At 62.9% G+C, this 18,121-nt stretch carries 13 protein-coding genes and 4 tRNA genes; 16 read left to right on the forward strand and 1 reads right to left on the reverse strand.

The window, feature by feature from the left end; genetic code table 11:
- Positions 1 to 337 precede the first annotated feature (337 nt).
- The 11 genes from AC3WQZ_RS24920 (at position 338) to rplL (ending at position 5,764) form a co-directional block, all read left to right on the forward strand.
- A tRNA-Tyr gene (locus AC3WQZ_RS24920) sits at positions 338 to 423 on the forward strand.
- 51 nt (positions 424 to 474) lie between these two features.
- Positions 475 to 548, forward strand: a tRNA-Gly gene (locus AC3WQZ_RS24925).
- Between the two features lie 37 nt (positions 549 to 585).
- A tRNA-Thr gene (locus AC3WQZ_RS24930) sits at positions 586 to 660 on the forward strand.
- A gap of 45 nt (positions 661 to 705) precedes the next feature.
- Positions 706 to 1,896 (forward strand): elongation factor Tu, encoded by a 1,191-nt coding sequence (tuf, locus tag AC3WQZ_RS24935; RefSeq protein WP_010810470.1) that lies wholly within the window; start codon positions 706 to 708, stop codon positions 1,894 to 1,896.
- An 84-nt stretch (positions 1,897 to 1,980) separates the two neighbouring features.
- Positions 1,981 to 2,056 (forward strand) — tRNA-Trp (locus tag AC3WQZ_RS24940).
- Between the two features lie 59 nt (positions 2,057 to 2,115).
- Positions 2,116 to 2,496 (forward strand): preprotein translocase subunit SecE, encoded by a 381-nt coding sequence (secE, locus tag AC3WQZ_RS24945; protein WP_010810469.1) that lies wholly within the window; start codon positions 2,116 to 2,118, stop codon positions 2,494 to 2,496.
- 10 nt (positions 2,497 to 2,506) lie between these two features.
- Entirely contained in the window at positions 2,507 to 3,088 is a 582-nt protein-coding gene (gene nusG / locus AC3WQZ_RS24950) for a transcription termination/antitermination protein NusG (RefSeq protein ID WP_010810468.1), read from the forward strand.
- Between the two features lie 159 nt (positions 3,089 to 3,247).
- Positions 3,248 to 3,679, forward strand: coding sequence for a 50S ribosomal protein L11 (gene rplK / locus AC3WQZ_RS24955; RefSeq protein ID WP_010810467.1), 432 nt, complete (start codon positions 3,248 to 3,250; stop codon positions 3,677 to 3,679).
- Positions 3,680 to 4,375, forward strand: a complete 696-nt coding sequence (gene rplA / locus AC3WQZ_RS24960; protein ID WP_010810466.1) for a 50S ribosomal protein L1 — start codon at positions 3,680 to 3,682, stop codon at positions 4,373 to 4,375.
- A gap of 423 nt (positions 4,376 to 4,798) precedes the next feature.
- Positions 4,799 to 5,320 (forward strand): 50S ribosomal protein L10, encoded by a 522-nt coding sequence (gene rplJ, locus AC3WQZ_RS24965; protein WP_010810465.1) that lies wholly within the window; start codon positions 4,799 to 4,801, stop codon positions 5,318 to 5,320.
- A gap of 69 nt (positions 5,321 to 5,389) precedes the next feature.
- Entirely contained in the window at positions 5,390 to 5,764 is a 375-nt protein-coding gene (gene rplL, locus AC3WQZ_RS24970; protein ID WP_010810464.1) for a 50S ribosomal protein L7/L12, read from the forward strand.
- 158 nt (positions 5,765 to 5,922) lie between these two features.
- Here rplL and AC3WQZ_RS24975 read toward each other — a convergent pair whose 3' ends face one another.
- Positions 5,923 to 6,303: a hypothetical protein gene (locus AC3WQZ_RS24975; protein WP_162166395.1), complete on the reverse strand. Its 381-nt coding sequence runs from the start codon at positions 6,301 to 6,303 to the stop codon at positions 5,923 to 5,925.
- On the opposite strand from AC3WQZ_RS24975, the gene rpoB reads away from it, so the two are divergent.
- The 5 genes from rpoB (at position 6,184) to rpsG (ending at position 18,117) form a co-directional block, all read left to right on the forward strand.
- Positions 6,184 to 10,290, forward strand: a complete 4,107-nt coding sequence (rpoB, locus tag AC3WQZ_RS24980; protein WP_010810463.1) for a DNA-directed RNA polymerase subunit beta — start codon at positions 6,184 to 6,186, stop codon at positions 10,288 to 10,290. The genes AC3WQZ_RS24975 and rpoB overlap by 120 nt on opposite strands.
- 125 nt (positions 10,291 to 10,415) lie before the next feature.
- Entirely contained in the window at positions 10,416 to 14,663 is a 4,248-nt protein-coding gene (gene rpoC, locus AC3WQZ_RS24985; protein WP_010810462.1) for a DNA-directed RNA polymerase subunit beta', read from the forward strand.
- Positions 14,664 to 14,848: 185 nt separating this feature from the next.
- Positions 14,849 to 16,696, forward strand: a complete 1,848-nt coding sequence (recQ, locus tag AC3WQZ_RS24990; protein WP_010810461.1) for a DNA helicase RecQ — start codon at positions 14,849 to 14,851, stop codon at positions 16,694 to 16,696.
- Positions 16,697 to 17,043: 347 nt separating this feature from the next.
- Complete coding sequence (gene rpsL / locus AC3WQZ_RS24995; RefSeq protein ID WP_010810460.1) at positions 17,044 to 17,421, forward strand: 30S ribosomal protein S12; 378 nt, start codon at positions 17,044 to 17,046, stop codon at positions 17,419 to 17,421.
- 225 nt (positions 17,422 to 17,646) lie between these two features.
- Complete coding sequence (gene rpsG, locus AC3WQZ_RS25000; protein ID WP_010810459.1) at positions 17,647 to 18,117, forward strand: 30S ribosomal protein S7; 471 nt, start codon at positions 17,647 to 17,649, stop codon at positions 18,115 to 18,117.
- Positions 18,118 to 18,121: the final 4 nt, after the last annotated feature.

Raw genomic sequence — 18,121 nt, forward strand, 5'->3', positions numbered from 1 at the left:
AGGTCCGTGAAACAGCTCCGCGCCGATGATAGTGCGGATTCCCGTGTGAAAGTAGGTCATCGCCAGGCTCTTATTCCCAAAACCCCTCGACAGCGTGTGCTGCGAGGGGTTTTGTCTTTTCCGGCTCGTGGTGGCGAGCGGCCTCAGAGCCTCCAGGAGCGACGCTGGAAAGCCCCTATAGGGTGAGAACGCAGAAATCTAAACTGCGCTTGTGGGAGCGATCAGGCGGTTCAAGCGCCACGCTGGAACGCCTTCCCTGGCCTGGCCAAGTACAGCATCCGCAACGGAAAGTGCTTGACAGGCAAGGTGAGAAGCCCCATAATCGATAGTTCTCTGCGGAGAGGTGCCCGAGTGGCTAAAGGGGGCAGACTGTAAATCTGTTGGCTTACGCCTACGCTGGTTCGAATCCAGCCCTCTCCACCAGAATGCAAGACAGCAGCCGGCAGTGCCGGTGAAGAAGCAGGAAAGAACCGGGCGGGTGTAGCTCAATGGTAGAGCAGAAGCCTTCCAAGCTTACGACGAGGGTTCGATTCCCTTCACCCGCTCCAGTCGCGCGGTTGCTGTCAGAGTAGTACGTCAAGTTTCGCCCATGTGGCTCAGTGGTAGAGCACTCCCTTGGTAAGGGAGAGGTCGGCAGTTCGATCCTGCCCATGGGCACCAAATACCACGCACTGGCAATATCGCTACCGAGACAGGAGTCGCGAAATGGCAAAGGAAAAGTTCGAGCGGACCAAGCCGCACGTGAACGTTGGTACGATTGGTCACGTTGACCATGGCAAGACCACGCTGACCGCAGCGATTGCCACGGTGCTGGCAGCCAAGTTTGGCGGTGCCGCCAAGAAGTACGACGAAATCGACGCAGCGCCGGAAGAAAAGGCACGCGGTATTACCATCAATACCGCGCACGTCGAGTACGAAACGGCCAACCGCCACTACGCGCACGTTGACTGCCCGGGCCACGCTGACTATGTGAAGAACATGATCACGGGTGCCGCCCAGATGGACGGCGCGATCCTGGTTTGCTCGGCTGCTGACGGCCCGATGCCGCAAACGCGTGAGCACATCCTGCTGGCCCGCCAGGTTGGCGTGCCGTACATCATCGTGTTCCTGAACAAGTGCGACATGGTGGACGACGCTGAACTGCTCGAGCTGGTCGAGATGGAAGTTCGCGAGCTGCTGTCGAAGTACGAGTTCCCCGGCGACGACACCCCGATCATCAAGGGTTCGGCCAAGCTGGCGCTGGAAGGCGACAAGGGCGAGCTGGGCGAAGTGGCCATCATGAACCTGGCCGACGCGCTGGACACCTACATCCCGACGCCGGAGCGTGCCGTTGACGGTACCTTCCTGATGCCTGTGGAAGACGTGTTCTCGATCTCGGGTCGCGGCACCGTGGTGACCGGCCGTATCGAGCGCGGCGTGGTGAAGGTCGGTGAGGAAATCGAAATCGTCGGTATCAAGCCGACGGTGAAGACCACCTGCACCGGCGTGGAAATGTTCCGCAAGCTGCTGGACCAGGGTCAAGCCGGCGACAACGTTGGCCTGCTGCTGCGCGGCACCAAGCGTGAAGACGTCGAGCGCGGCCAGGTGCTGTGCAAGCCGGGTTCGATCAAGCCGCACACCCACTTCACCGGCGAGGTGTACATCCTGTCGAAGGACGAAGGCGGCCGTCACACCCCGTTCTTCAACAACTACCGCCCGCAGTTCTACTTCCGTACCACCGACGTGACCGGCTCGATCGAGCTGCCGAAGGACAAGGAAATGGTCATGCCGGGTGACAACGTGTCGATCACCGTCAAGCTGATCGCCCCGATCGCCATGGAAGAAGGCCTACGCTTCGCTATCCGCGAAGGTGGCCGTACCGTCGGCGCCGGCGTCGTGGCAAAGATCCTCGACTAAGTTGTTTGATAGCGAACGCGGCACCAACCGGCCGCGTTCGTTGCCAGAAGGGGTTGGCGCCAGCGCCGGCCCCACAGTTGTTTTAGGGGTATAGCTCAACTGGCAGAGCGTCGGTCTCCAAAACCGAAGGTTGGGGGTTCGATTCCCTCTGCCCCTGCCAAATCAATCAGCCGCGTCGCGAAGAGCAATCGTGACGCGGCTTAGTCTCGTTTGCGAAACATGGCCAATCCCAATGTTGAAACCGTGAACGCCAGCAGCGGCAAGTGGATGCTTGGCGTGGCGGTGCTGCTGGTGGTTGCGGGCGTCATCGGTTTCTATGCACTGGCACAGCAACCGTCTTATGTACGTGGCGCCGCACTGTTCGGTGGTATTGCACTGGGTATCGTAGTTGCGCTGGTGTCGGCACCAGGCAAGGACTTTATCGGGTTCGCCAAGGAATCGTATCGGGAAGTTCGCAAGGTCGTCTGGCCGACGCGCAAGGAAGCCGGGCAAATGACGGGGCTGGTCTTCGTCTTTGTCGTCATCATGGCGCTGTTCCTGTGGTCGGCTGACAAGCTCATCGAGTGGGTCGTCTTCTCGCTCGTGCTGGGCTGGAAATAAGAGGTAGCACATGACGGATAACGCTCAGCAGGAAACCACCGCGCCGGAATCGCCTTCGTCGAAGAAGCGCTGGTATGTCGTGCATGCCTATTCCGGCATGGAGAAGAGCGTGCAGCGCGCGCTGCAGGAGCGCATCGAACGCGCCGAGATGCAGGACAAGTTTGGCCGCATCCTGGTGCCGTCCGAAGAAGTCGTGGAAATCAAGGGCGGCCACAAGTCGGTCACCGAGCGTCGTTTCTTCCCCGGCTACGTGCTGGTGGAAATGGAAATGACCGACGAGACCTGGCACCTGGTGAAGAACACCAGCAAGGTCACCGGTTTCGTGGGCGGCGCCCGCAACCGCCCGAGCCCGATTTCGCAGCGCGAAGTCGACAAGATCATGACCCAGATGCAGGAAGGGGTCGAGAAGCCGCGTCCCAAGACGCTGTTCGAAGTGGGCGAAATGGTGCGCGTCAAGGACGGCCCGTTCACCGATTTCAACGGCAACGTGGAAGAAGTGAATTACGAGAAGTCGCGCCTGCGCGTCTCGGTCACGATCTTCGGGCGTGCCACGCCGGTCGAACTCGAGTTCGGCCAGGTCGAGAAGGTTTAAGGAATTTGCCGGTTGCGGCCTGAAAGGGCGGCAACGGGCAACGGCGCCGCCCCGGTGGCGGCGCCAAGAGGAGCGTGAGGCCGTGCCGAAGGTGCGGCGACAGCGCGTTACGACTCAACAGGATCGCATCCCGAAAGAGCGATCCGGATTGGAGTAGAGATGGCCAAGAAGATCATTGGCTTTATCAAGCTGCAGATTCCGGCTGGTAAGGCAAATCCCTCCCCGCCCGTTGGTCCCGCACTGGGTCAGCGTGGTCTGAACATCATGGAGTTCTGCAAGGCGTTCAACGCCCAGACCCAGGGTATGGAACCCGGTCTGCCGGTGCCGGTGGTGATTACCGCCTTCGCCGACAAGAGCTTCACCTTCGTGATGAAGTCGCCCCCGGCCACCGTGCTGATCAAGAAGGCAGCAGGCATCACCAAGGGTTCGCCGAAGCCCCACACCGACAAGGTTGGCAAGATCACCCGCGCCCAGGCTGAAGAAATCGCCAAGGCCAAGAACGCTGACCTGACCGCCGCCGACCTGGACGCCGCCGTGCGTACCATCGCCGGTTCGGCTCGTTCGATGGGCATCACCGTGGAGGGTCTGTAAATGGCTAAGGTTTCCAAGCGCGTCGCCGCCAACAAGGCGAAGATCGAGCGTACCAAGTTTTACCCGATCGACGAGGCCCTGGGCCTGGTGAAGGGCTGCGCTTCGGCGAAGTTCGACGAGTCGATCGACGTGGCCGTGCAGCTGGGCATTGACGCCAAGAAGTCGGACCAGGTGGTTCGTGGTTCGGTGGTGCTGCCCGCAGGTACCGGCAAGTCGGTTCGCGTGGCTGTGTTCGCCCAGGGCGAAAAGGCCGAAGCCGCCAAGGCCGCCGGTGCTGACATCGTCGGCATGGAAGACCTGGCCGAGCAAGTCAAGGCCGGCAACCTGAACTTCGACGTCGTGATCGCTTCGCCGGACACGATGCGTATCGTCGGTACGCTGGGCCAGATCCTGGGCCCGCGCGGCCTGATGCCGAACCCGAAGGTCGGTACCGTGACGCCCGACGTGGCCCAGGCTGTGAAGAACGCCAAGGCTGGCCAGGTGCAGTTCCGTGTCGACAAGGCCGGTATCATCCACGCCACCATCGGCCGCCGCTCGTTCGACGACGCAGCGCTGAAGAGCAACCTGTCCGCACTGCTGGAAGCCCTGGTGAAGTCCAAGCCGGCTACGAGCAAGGGCGTGTACCTGCGCAAGATCGCTGTCTCGTCCACCATGGGCGTTGGCGTGCGCGTGGAACAAGCTTCGCTGTCGGCCTGAGCTGACGGCATGGGCTGACCGGACCCGATAACACCGGTCGGCCGCGAATTGAAGATCCTGGCGTAAGCGGGGATCGGCTCCGGACCTGGTTCTGCCAAGCGGCAGCACAAGGACAGGGAGCAAGGCTTTGGGCAGTGGCGGCAGCCGGACACGTTGTGTTCAGGCAGTCGCCGCTGGTTATCAAAGACCGCTGGTGTCCACATGACCGCAGTCAGGCATGCGGGCTTAATCGGCCGGGAGGTACAAGCAGGGCCAGGTGCCGTGCATGACCAACCCCGGGCAGCCAGCGCAGATGGCGCACCCGAAGGGATTGATGAATCCGGGCCTGTCCCGGGTGATTCGGGCCAATCGGACGCCGTTCGTTTGTGCTGACGTGAAGACTCCGGTATTGCCGGAGGGCTAGCGTCATTTTGGAGCTTAACCGTGCCACTCAATATTGAAGATAAGAAGGCCGTCGTTGCTGAGGTTTCGGCGCAAGTCGCCAAGGCCCAGACCATCGTCGTGGCCGAATATCGCGGCATTACGGTTGGCGATCTGACCAAGCTGCGTTCCACCGCACGTCAGCAAGGCGTGTACCTGCGTGTTCTGAAGAACACGCTGGCCCGCCGCGCCGTCGAAGGTACGCCGTTTGCAAGCCTCGCAGAGCAGATGACCGGTCCGCTGATCTACGGTATTTCCGAAGATGCAGTGTCGTCGGCCAAGGTTCTGAACGACTTCGCCAAGACCAACGACAAGCTGGTCCTGCGCGCCGGGTCGTATGACGGCAAGGTTCTCGACGCTGCCGCCGTGAAGGCGCTGGCCTCGATCCCGAGCCGCGACGAACTGATTGCTCAGCTGCTGGGCGTGATGCAGGCACCGGTGTCGGGCTTCGCCCGTCTGCTGGCTGCACTGGCTGCCAAGAACGCCGAAGGCGCTCCCGCGGAAGCGGAAGCCGCTGGCGCCTAAGGCAATCCAGGCCTCGCATCGAAAGATCGCATTACCGATACCGAATCAAATCTAGTAGGAGTATTTCAAATGGCAATCACCAAAGACGACATCCTGGAAGCCGTTGGCGCGATGTCCGTGATGGAACTGAACGACCTGGTCAAGGCGTTCGAAGAGAAGTTTGGCGTGTCGGCTGCTGCCATGGCTGTGGCTGCTGCCCCGGGCGCCGGCGGTGCCGCCGCTGCTGAAGAGCAGACCGAGTTCAACGTGATCCTGGCCGAAGTCGGCGCCAACAAGGTTGGCGTGATTAAGGCTGTTCGCGAAATCACCGGCCTGGGCCTGAAGGAAGCCAAGGACCTGGTCGATGGCGCACCGAAGCCCGTCAAGGAAGGCGTGGACAAGGCTGCTGCTGCCGAAGCCAAGAAGAAGCTGGAAGACGCTGGCGCGAAGGTCGACGTCAAGTAAGCCATTGCTCGCGTGCCCTTTCGGCACGCGGATGGGGCTGGCAAAGGGAAATTCCCGGCGCCAGCCTTTTTGCGCTTGTGCGAAAGTGTTTTGAGAAGCACTCTTCGCAACAAAAAGTGATGTTTGCGAGTCTCGATGCCCTCGGGCATGCCGGAGTCTCAGCAGAGGCCAAACATCAGTGGCACACTAAGTGGTTGCTGCTGATGTTTGTCTTCTGAACCGACTGCAGAAGACAAGTTTGGTCGGGTGTCCCCCGGGCGAGTACAGGCGTTGCGCTTGATGCGACGACCACACCGCCCGCAGCGTGCGGACACCGTCAGCCAGAGGTTGGTAGCGGCCAACCGCCAAATCCCCTCCCAGTCGCTGAACACCTCAGGTCCGGCCAGGTCCAGCCAGCCCTGCGATGATTCGGAGATCCCATGGCGTACAGCTTCACCGAAAAGAAGCGCATTCGCAAAAGCTTTGCGAAGCGCGCGACGGTACATCAGGTTCCATTCCTGCTTGCCACCCAGATTGAATCCTACACTCAGTTCTTGCAAGCGGAAACGCCGACCGCGCGTCGCAAGACCGAAGGCCTCCAGGCCGCTTTCAACGCAATCTTCCCGATCTCCTCGCATAACGGGCTTGCCCGTATGGAGTTCGTCTCGTATCACCTGTCCAATCCGCCGTTCGACGTCAAGGAATGCCAGCAGCGTGGCCTGACGTTCCACTCGGCCCTGCGTGCCAAGGTTCGCCTGATCATCAACGATCGCGAGAACCCGGGCAAGGTCAAGGAAGTGAAGGAGCAGGAAGTCTACATGGGCGAAATCCCGCTGATGACTTCCACGGGTTCGTTCGTCATCAACGGCACCGAGCGTGTCATCGTCTCGCAGCTGCACCGCTCGCCGGGCGTGTTCTTCGAGCACGACAAGGGCAAGACCCACAGCTCGGGCAAGCTGCTGTTCTCGGCACGTATCATCCCCTACCGCGGTTCGTGGCTGGACTTCGAGTTCGACCCGAAGGACATCCTGTACTTCCGCGTCGACCGCCGCCGCAAGATGCCGGTGACGATCCTGCTGAAGTCGATCGGCCTGACCCCGGAACAGATCCTCGCGCACTTCTTCGTGTTCGACAACTTCACGCTGCAGGCCGAAGGCGCGCAGCTGGAGTTCGTGCCCGAGCGCCTGCGCGGTGAAGTCGCGCGCTTCGACATCGCCGACAAGAACGGCCGCGTGGTGGTCGAGAAGGACAAGCGGATCAACGCCAAGCACATCCGCGACCTGGATTCGGCCGGCACCAAGCTGATCAGCGTGCCGGAAGACTACCTGCTGGGCCGCGTGCTGGCCAAGAACATCATCGACCCGGATACCGGCGAGGTGATTGCCAACGCCAACGACGAGCTGACCGAAACCCTGCTCGAGAACCTGCGCGAAGCCGGCGTCAAGCAGATCCAGACCCTGTACACCAACGACCTGGACCAGGGCCCGTACATGTCGCAGACCCTGCGCGTGGACGAGACCGCCGACCAGACCGCTGCGCGTATCGCGATCTACCGCATGATGCGCCCGGGCGAGCCGCCGACCGAGGAAGCCGTGGAAGCGCTGTTCCAGCGCCTGTTCTACAGCGAAGAGTCGTACGACCTGTCGCGCGTTGGCCGCATGAAGGTCAACAGCCGCCTGGGCCGCCCCAGCGGCGAAGGCGCCATGGTGCTGCAGGACGAGGACATCCTCGAGACCATCAAGATCCTGGTCAACCTGCGCAACGGCAAGGGCGAGGTCGATGACATCGATCACCTGGGCAACCGTCGCGTGCGTTGCGTCGGCGAACTGGCCGAAAACCAGTTCCGCGCCGGCCTGTCGCGCGTGGAGCGTGCCGTCAAGGAACGTCTGGGCCAGGCCGAGACCGAGAACCTGATGCCGCACGACCTGATCAACTCGAAGCCGATCTCGTCGGCGATCCGCGAGTTCTTCGGTTCGTCGCAGCTGTCGCAGTTCATGGACCAGACCAACCCGCTGTCCGAGATCACGCACAAGCGCCGTGTCTCCGCACTGGGCCCGGGCGGCCTGACGCGCGAGCGCGCCGGCTTTGAAGTCCGTGACGTGCACCCGACCCACTATGGCCGCGTGTGCCCGATCGAAACGCCGGAAGGTCCGAACATTGGTCTGATCAACTCGCTGGCACTGTATGCCCGCCTGAACGAATACGGCTTCCTGGAAACGCCGTACCGCAAGGTGGTCGACAGCAAGCTGACCGACCAGGTCGACTACCTGTCCGCGATCGAGGAAGGCAAGTACGTGGTGGCGCAGGCCAACGCGACCGTTGACGCCGACGGCAACCTGACCGACGAACTGGTGTCGGCGCGTGAAGGCTCCGAGCGTGAAACCCGCATGGTCACGCCGGACCGCGTGCAGTACATCGACGTGGCGCCGTCGCAGATCGTGTCGGCCGCTGCCTCGCTGGTTCCGTTCCTGGAACACGATGACGCGAACCGTGCACTGATGGGCGCGAACATGCAGCGCCAGGCCGTGCCTTGCCTGCGTCCGGACAAGCCGCTGGTCGGCACCGGCATCGAGCGCACCGTTGCGGTCGACTCGGGTACGGCCGTGCAGGCGATGCGTGGCGGCGTGGTCGACTACGTCGACGCGATGCGTATCGTGATCCGCGTGAACGACGACGAAGCCGTTGCCGGTGAAGTCGGCGTGGACATCTACAACCTGATCAAGTACACGCGCTCGAACCAGAACACCAACATCAACCAGCGTCCGATGGTGAAGGTCGGCGACCACGTTGCCCGCGGCGACGTGATTGCCGACGGCGCCTCGACCGACCTGGGCGAGCTGGCACTGGGCCAGAACATGCTGGTGGCGTTCATGCCGTGGAACGGCTACAACTTCGAGGATTCGATCCTGATCTCGGAGCGTGTGGTGGCCGAAGACCGCTATACCTCGATCCACATCGAGGAGCTGTCGGTCGTTGCCCGCGACACCAAGCTGGGACCGGAAGAAATCACGCGCGATATCTCGAACCTGGCCGAAGCCCAGCTGGCTCGCCTGGACGAGTCGGGCATCACCTACATCGGCGCTGAAGTCGAAGCCGGCGACGTGCTGGTTGGCAAGGTCACGCCGAAGGGCGAGACCCAGCTGACCCCGGAAGAGAAGCTGCTGCGCGCGATCTTCGGCGAGAAGGCTTCGGACGTGAAGGACACCTCGCTGCGCGTGCCCTCGGGCATGAGCGGCATCGTGATCGACGTCCAGGTCTTCACCCGCGAAGGCGTGACGCGCGACAAGCGTGCCCAGTCGATCATCGACGACGAACTGAAGCGCTACCGCCTGGACCTGAACGACCAGCTGCGTATCGTGGAAGGCGACGCGTTCCAGCGTCTGGAGCGCCTGCTCATCGACAAGACCGTCAATGGCGGTCCGAAGAAGCTGGCCAAGGGTGCCAAGATCACCAAGGAATACCTGGCGGATATCGACAGGTACCACTGGTTCGACATCCGTCCGGCCGACGAAGAACTGGCTGCCCAGCTGGAAGCCGTCAAGGAAGCCATCGAGCAGAAGCGCCACGAGTTCGACCTGGCCTTCGAAGAGAAGCGCAAGAAGCTCACGCAGGGCGACGAACTGCCGCCGGGCGTGATCAAGATGGTCAAGGTGTACCTGGCCGTCAAGCGCCGCCTGCAGCCTGGCGACAAGATGGCCGGCCGTCACGGCAACAAGGGTGTCGTGTCCAAGATCACCCCGATCGAAGACATGCCCTACATGGCCGACGGTACGCCTGCCGACATCGTGCTGAATCCGCTGGGCGTGCCTTCGCGGATGAACGTGGGTCAGATTCTCGAGACCCACCTGGGCTGGGCCGCGCGCGGCCTGGGCGAGCGCATCGGCAACATGCTGAAGGCGCAAGCCAAGGCAGCCGAAGTGCGCAAGCTGCTCACGCAGATCTACAACGAGAGCGGCAAGGTCGAAGACCTCGACAGCCTGTCGGATTCGGAAGTCCTGGAGCTGGCCGAGAACCTGAAGAAGGGCGTGCCGTTCGCGACGCCGGTGTTCGATGGTGCGCATGAGGACGAAATCCGCCGCATGCTGGACCTCGCCTATCCGGAAGAGATCGCGAAGGAGAAGGGCCTGACCGCTTCCAAGCAGCAGGTCACGCTGTTCGACGGCCGCACCGGCGAAGCGTTCGAGCGTCCGGTCACGCTGGGTGTGATGCACATGCTGAAGCTGCACCACCTGGTCGACGACAAGATGCACGCGCGTTCCACCGGCCCGTACTCGCTGGTGACGCAGCAGCCGCTGGGTGGTAAAGCCCAGTTCGGTGGCCAGCGTTTCGGTGAGATGGAAGTTTGGGCACTGGAAGCCTACGGCGCGTCGTACGTGCTGCAGGAAATGCTGACGGTCAAGTCCGATGACGTGAACGGCCGTACCAAGGTGTACGAGAACATCGTCAAGGGCGAGCACTCGATCGATGCCGGCATGCCGGAATCGTTCAACGTGCTGGTGAAGGAAATCCGCTCGCTGGGTATCGACATCGACCTCGATCGCTACTGATCGGGCAGGTGAGGGGAGCCGGTTGCGGCCGGCTCCCTGTCGACACTACAGGCGAAGGATTTCCCACAGGATGAATGCCATCGACCCGGACCAACTCCGGGGCGGTGGCGAAACAAGGAGTTGCAATGAAAGCATTGCTCGATCTCTTTAAGCAGGTACAGCAGGAAGAGCAGTTCGACGCGATCAAGATCGGCCTGGCCTCGCCCGAGAAGATCCGTTCGTGGTCGTACGGCGAAGTGAAGAAGCCGGAAACGATCAACTACCGTACCTTCAAGCCGGAACGCGACGGCCTGTTCTGCGCCAAGATCTTTGGCCCGATCAAGGACTACGAGTGCCTGTGCGGCAAGTACAAGCGCCTGAAGCACCGTGGCGTGATCTGCGAGAAGTGCGGCGTTGAAGTGACGCTGGCCAAGGTGCGCCGCGAGCGCATGGGCCACATCGAACTGGCCGCGCCGACCGCGCACATCTGGTTCCTGAAGTCGCTGCCGTCGCGCCTGGGCATGGTCCTGGACATGACGCTGCGCGACATCGAGCGCGTGCTGTACTTTGAAGCATTCGTGGTGATCGAACCCGGCATGACCCCGCTCAAGAAGAGCCAGATCATGTCCGAGGACGACTACCTGGCGAAGTGCGACGAGTACGGCGAGGGCGAGTTCGTCGCCATGATGGGTGCCGAGGGCATCCGTGAACTGCTGCGCGGCATCGACATTGAGAAGCAGATCGAACAGATCCGCGCCGAGCTGCAGGCCACCGGCTCCGAAGCCAAGATCAAGAAGTTCGCCAAGCGCCTGAAGGTGCTCGAGGCCTTCCAGCGTTCGGGCATCAAGCCCGAGTGGATGATCCTCGAAGTGCTGCCGGTGCTGCCGCCCGAGTTGCGTCCGCTGGTGCCGCTGGACGGCGGCCGCTTCGCGACCTCGGACCTGAACGACCTGTATCGCCGCGTCATCAACCGTAACAACCGCCTGAAGCGCCTGCTGGAGCTGAAAGCGCCTGAAATCATCGTGCGCAACGAAAAGCGCATGCTGCAGGAAGCGGTTGACTCGCTGCTGGACAACGGCCGTCGCGGCAAGGCGATGACCGGTGCCAACAAGCGTCCGCTGAAGTCCCTGGCCGAAATGATCAAGGGCAAGGGCGGCCGTTTCCGTCAGAACCTGCTGGGCAAGCGCGTCGACTACTCGGGCCGTTCGGTCATCGTGGTGGGCCCGACGCTCAAGCTGCACCAGTGCGGCCTGCCCAAGCTGATGGCGCTCGAGCTGTTCAAGCCGTTCATCTTCCACAAGCTGGAAACGATGGGCATCGCCACCACCATCAAGGCGGCGAAGAAGGAAGTCGAAAGCCAGACCCCGGTGGTGTGGGACATCCTCGAAGAGGTGATCCGCGAGCACCCGGTGATGCTGAACCGTGCGCCGACGCTGCACCGCCTGGGTATCCAGGCGTTCGAGCCGGTGCTGATCGAAGGCAAGGCCATCCAGCTGCATCCGCTGGTCTGCGCGGCGTTCAACGCCGACTTCGACGGTGACCAGATGGCTGTCCACGTGCCGCTGTCGCTGGAAGCGCAGATGGAAGCCCGCACCCTGATGCTGGCCTCCAACAACGTGCTGTTCCCGGCCAACGGCGATCCGTCGATCGTGCCGTCGCAAGACGTGGTGCTGGGTCTGTACTACACGACCCGCGACAAGATCAACGGCCGCGGCGAGGGCATGACCTTTGCCGACATCAGCGAAGTGATTCGCGCCTACGAGAACAAGGAAGTCGAACTGGCTTCGCGCGTGAACGTGCGTATCACCGAGTATGAGCTGGTCGACAAGGACGCCGAGGGCGACGCCCGTTTCGCACCCAAGATCACGCTGCAGGCCACCACGGTCGGCCGCGCGATCCTGTCCGAGATCCTGCCCAAGGGGCTGCCGTTCTCGGTGCTGAACAAGCCGCTCAAGAAGAAGGAAATCTCGCGCCTGATCAACACCGCGTTCCGCAAGTGCGGCCTGCGCGAGACTGTGATCTTCGCCGACAAGCTGCTGCAGTCGGGCTTCCGCCTGGCTACCCGTGCCGGTATCTCGATCGCCATCGACGATATGCTGGTGCCGCCGCAGAAGGAAAAGATCATCGCCGAGGCCTCGGCCAAGGTGAAGGAATACGACAAGCAGTACATGTCGGGTCTGGTGACCGACCAGGAACGCTACAACAACGTCGTTGACATCTGGGGCGCCGCCGGCGACCAGGTGGGCAAGGCGATGATGGAGCAGCTCCAGCACGAGGACGTGGTCGACCGCGAAGGCAAGACCGTGAAGCAAGAGTCGTTCAACTCCATCTATATGATGGCCGACTCGGGTGCACGGGGCTCGGCAGCGCAGATCCGCCAGCTGGCCGGTATGCGTGGCCTGATGGCCAAGCCGGACGGCTCGATCATTGAAACGCCGATTACGGCGAACTTCCGTGAAGGCCTGAACGTTCTGCAGTACTTCATCTCGACCCACGGCGCCCGTAAGGGCCTGGCCGATACGGCACTGAAGACCGCGAACTCGGGTTACCTGACCCGTCGTCTGGTCGACGTGACGCAGGATCTGGTCGTGGTGGAGGACGATTGCGGCACCTCCAACGGCGTGGCCATGAAGGCCCTGGTCGAAGGCGGTGAAGTGATCGAAGCCCTGCGCGACCGTATCCTCGGCCGTGTGACCGTGGCCGACGTGGTCAACCCTGAAACCCAGGAGACCGCGATCGAAGCCGGCACGCTGCTGGACGAAGACCTGGTCGAGCTGATCGACAACATCGGCGTGGACGAAGTCAAGGTCCGCACCCCGCTGTCGTGCGACACGCGCTACGGCCTGTGCGGCAAGTGCTATGGCCGCGACCTGGGCCGCGGCGTGCTGGTGAACTCCGGCGAAGCGGTGGGCGTGATTGCCGCTCAGTCGATCGGTGAGCCGGGCACGCAGCTGACCATGCGTACGTTCCACATCGGTGGTGCGGCATCGCGTGCGGCAGTGGCATCGAGCGTGGAAGCCAAGGCAACCGGTACCGTGCGTTTCACGGCGACCATGCGTTACGTCACCAATGCGAAGGGCGAACTGATCGTCATCTCGCGTTCGGGCGAGGCGCTGATCACCGACGACCACGGCCGCGAGCGCGAACGCCACAAGATCCCGTACGGCGCCACGCTGCTGGTGCAGGACGGCCAGGCCATCAAGGCTGGCACGCAGCTGGCCACGTGGGATGCGCTGACTCGCCCGATCGTTTCGGAATACACCGGTACGACCAAGTTCGAGAACGTCGAAGAAGGCGTGACCGTCGCCAAGCAGATGGACGAAGTGACGGGCCTGTCGACCCTGGTGGTGATCGACGCCAAGCGCCGCACGGCTGCAACCAAGGGCATCCGCCCGCAGGTCAAGCTGCTCGACGCCAACGGCCAGGAAGTGAAGATCCCGGGCACGGACCACTCCGTGACCATCGGCTTCCAGGTCGGCGCGCTGATTACCGTGAAGGATGGCCAGCAGGTGCACGTGGGTGAAGTGCTCGCGCGTATCCCGACCGAGTCGCAGAAGACCCGCGACATTACCGGTGGTCTGCCGCGAGTGGCCGAGCTGTTCGAAGCGCGTTCGCCGAAGGACGCCGCCGTGCTGGCGGAAGTCACCGGCACGACCTCGTTCGGCAAGGACACCAAGGGCAAGCAGCGCCTGGTCATCACCGACCTGGACGGCAATGCCCACGAGTTCCTGATCGCGAAGGAAAAGCAGGTGCTGGTGCACGACGGCCAGGTGGTGAACAAGGGTGAAATGATCGTGGAAGGTCCGGCGGACCCGCACGACATCCTGCGCCTGAAGGGCATCGAAGAGCTGGCGCACTACATCGTGGACGAAGTCCAGGACGTGTACCGTCTGCAGGGCGTGAAGATCAACGACAAGCACATCGAAGTGATTGTTCGTCAGATGCTGCGCCGCGTGCAGATCGCCGACGTGGGCGACACCAAGTTCATCCCGGGTGAACAGGTGGAGCGTTCGGAACTGCTCGACGAGAACGACCGCGTGATCGCCGAAGGCAAGCGTCCGGCCACGTACGAGAACCTGCTGCTCGGTATCACCAAGGCGTCGCTGTCGACCGACAGCTTCATCTCGGCGGCATCGTTCCAGGAAACCACGCGCGTGCTGACCGAAGCCGCGATCATGGGCAAGACCGACGACCTGCGTGGTCTGAAGGAAAACGTGATCGTCGGCCGTCTGATCCCGGCCGGTACCGGCCTGGCCTACCACCGCGCCCGCAAGGCGCGCGAGGCCTCCGAGCGCGAACGCGCCCAGGCGATCGCCGAAGAAGAGCAGTCGCTCTTCATCGAGCCGGCGCCGGTGGTGCAGGCGACGACCGAAGGCGAAGGCGACAACGCCTGATCGCAGTAAGCTGTTTGCCGCCGCAAGGTGGCCCGAAAGCCCGGCTGATCCAGCCGGGCTTTTTTTCTTTCCGCCCGCAGCCGGCCCTGTCGTGAGAATGTTCGGACTGTTAGCCCGGCGGGCACGGAAGCGGCCCCCTTAGTGGTATGGTTACGGCTTTTCCGGCTTCAGCAATTCCGTTGTCTATGTCGCACGCGCTGGCGATCCTCAAAGATGTGTTCGGCTACCACGCCTTCCGTGGGCGCCAGGCCGAGATCATCGACCACGTTGCGACGGGCGGCGACTGCCTGGTGCTGATGCCGACCGGCGGCGGCAAGTCGCTGTGCTACCAGATCCCGGCGCTGCTGCGCCAGCGTGCCGGCGACGGCGTCGGCATCGTGGTGTCGCCGCTGATCGCGCTGATGCAGGACCAGGTCGCGGCACTGACTGAAGCCGGCGTGCGCGCCGCAGTGCTCAATTCGACGCTGACCGGAGCCGAGGCCTCGGCGGTCGAGCGCGACCTGCTGGCCGGGCGCATCGAGATCCTCTACGTGGCGCCGGAGCGGCTGATGACGCCACGCTTCCAGGACTTGCTCGAGCGCATTCGGGTCGGGCTCTTTGCCATCGACGAAGCGCACTGCGTGTCGCAGTGGGGCCACGACTTCCGCCCCGAGTACATCCAGTTGTCGGTGCTGCACGAGCGCTTCCCATACGTGCCGCGCATCGCGCTGACGGCAACGGCCGACGCACTCACGCGCAACGAGATCATCGAGCGGCTGGCGCTGGACAACGCCCGCGTCTTCATCTCTAGCTTCGACCGGCCCAATATCCGCTACCGCATCGTCGAGAAGGACAATGCGCGCCAGCAGCTGCTGGCCTTCATCAAGGCCGAGCACACCGCGGCCGACGGCACCCATGACAGCGGCATCGTCTATTGCCTGTCACGCAAGAAGGTGGAGGACACGGCGCAGTGGCTGAGCGGACAGGGCATCAATGCGCTGGGCTACCACGCCGGCATGGATGCCCAGGTGCGCCAGCACCACCAGGCCCGCTTCCGCGAGGAAGAAGGGCTGGTGATGGTGGCGACGATCGCCTTCGGCATGGGTATCGACAAGCCCGACGTGCGCTTTGTCGCCCACCTGGACCTGCCCAAGAGCATGGAAGGCTACTACCAGGAAACCGGGCGCGCCGGCCGCGACGGCCTGCCGGCCAATGCCTGGATGGCCTACGGCCTGGGCGACGTGGTGCAGCAGAAGCGCATGATCGACGAGTCCGAGGCGGACGACGCCTTCAAGCGCGTGTCGTCGTCCAAGCTCGATGCGCTGCTGGGCCTGTGCGAGACCGCAGGCTGCCGGCGCGTGCGTATCCTGGCGTATTTCAATGAGGCCAGCGAACCCTGCGGCAACTGCGACACCTGTCTGGAGCCGCCGGCCACCTGGGACGGCACGCGCGAGGCGCAGATGGCGCTGTCCTGCGTGTACCGCACCGCGCAGGCGAGCCGGGTTCACTTCGGCGCCACCCACCTGATCGACGTGCTGCGCGGCAACAGCTCGGAGAAGATCCGCCAGTGGGGGCACGACAAGGTGTCCACCTTCGGCATCGGCAAGGACCGCTCGGTGCATGAATGGCATACGGTGTTCCGCCAGCTGATCGCCCAGGGTCTGCTGACCATCGACCATGGCGGGCATGGCGCGCTGCTGCTGGGCGAGGACGCGCGCGCGGTGCTCAAGGGCGAGCGCCAGATCATCCTGCGCCGCCAGGCCACCAAGCCGGGCAAGTCCGGCGAGCGTGCCGCACGCGGCACCCGCACCGACCACACCGCGGACATGGACGCAGACATGCTGGCCAACTGGGAGGCGCTGCGCCGCTGGCGCACCGAGGCCGCGCGCGAGCACGGCGTGCCGGCCTATGTCATCTTCCACGATGCAACGCTGGCGGAGCTGGCCCGGACCGCGCCGGGCTCCCTGTCGGCGATGCAGGGCATTCCCGGGATCGGTGCCTCCAAACTGGAGCGCTATGGACAGTCCATCCTGGAAGCGCTCCGCGGGGTCTGACCGAGGGCAGCGTCAGCGCGTCCCGGGTCGGGTATACGGCTTGACGGTATACGATTCCCCTGCTAGGATGCCAGATTCGAGTTTTTGGCTTTGGATTTCGCTCGCCCGTCGGAGAAGTGGCCTTTAGGCCGCGGCCGGCAAGCCTTCCGGACTGGGTTCCCATGGACCGGTGGCGGCAGACGCGGGATCCGGGTGCCGGCTCGCGCTCTTTGGCATGCTGTTACCGCACAGTCCCGTCTCCAGAGCGCGTCCGCTCATCTCTCCCGCCCAAAACCCGTAGTTGCCTCTCCATTTCGGTGCATGCCGGTGCGAGGGGCGTTTTTCGTCAAACCAAGCTGGATTGAACAATGCCAACTATCAACCAACTGGTTCGCAAGCCGCGCGTCTCTGAAGTCGTCAAGAGCAAGAGCCCGGCGCTTGAGAACTGCCCCCAGCGCCGTGGCGTGTGCACCCGCGTGTACACCACGACGCCGAAGAAGCCGAACTCGGCACTGCGTAAGGTTGCCAAGGTGCGCCTGACCAACGGTTTCGAAGTGATTTCGTACATCGGCGGTGAAGGCCACAACCTGCAGGAACACTCGGTCGTGCTGATCCGCGGCGGCCGTGTGAAGGATCTGCCGGGTGTGCGTTACCACATCGTCCGTGGCTCGCTCGACCTGCAAGGCGTGAAGGACCGCAAGCAGGCTCGTTCGAAGTACGGCGCGAAGCGTCCGAAGGCAGCCTAAGCTATAGCAGCCTGGGTCGGAAAGACCCGAAGCAACAAACGATAGCCTGTGGCGCGAGTCATGGTGCTGTCACCAGGCGGCGGTACAACGGAGCGCCTTTTTGGCAACCGTGCCGTCGAGTAAGTGGTCACCCGGCGAATTTGCTGTCTATCGCATGCAAGCTAGTTGGTGGCCGGAGAGCGGGAAAAACTGACCACGCTCTCAACTGAATCTAAAGGAAAGAAGATGCCACGTCGTCGTGAAGTCCCCAAGCGGGATGTTCTGCCTGATCCGAAGTTCGGCAACGTTGAAGTTGCCAAGTTCATGAACGTGCTGATGCTGGACGGCAAGAAGTCGGTTGCCGAACGTATCGTCTATGGCGCGTTCGACCAGATCGAAAAGAAGGCAGGCAAGGCCCCCATCGAAGTGTTCTCCGTTGCCATCAACAACGTGAAGCCGGTGGTGGAAGTGAAGAGCCGTCGCGTGGGCGGCGCCAACTATCAGGTTCCGGTCGAAGTCCGTCCGTCGCGTCGTCTGGCATTGGCGATGCGTTGGCTGCGCGAGGCCGCGAAGAAACGCAGCGAGAAGTCGATGGCGCTGCGCCTGGCAGGTGAGCTGCTGGAAGCATCGGAAGGCCGTGGCGGCGCAATGAAGAAGCGTGACGAAGTGCACCGCATGGCCGAAGCCAACAAGGCGTTCTCGCATTTCCGCTTCTAAGCGC

This window comes from Cupriavidus sp. FW305-26, from assembly GCF_058787975.1.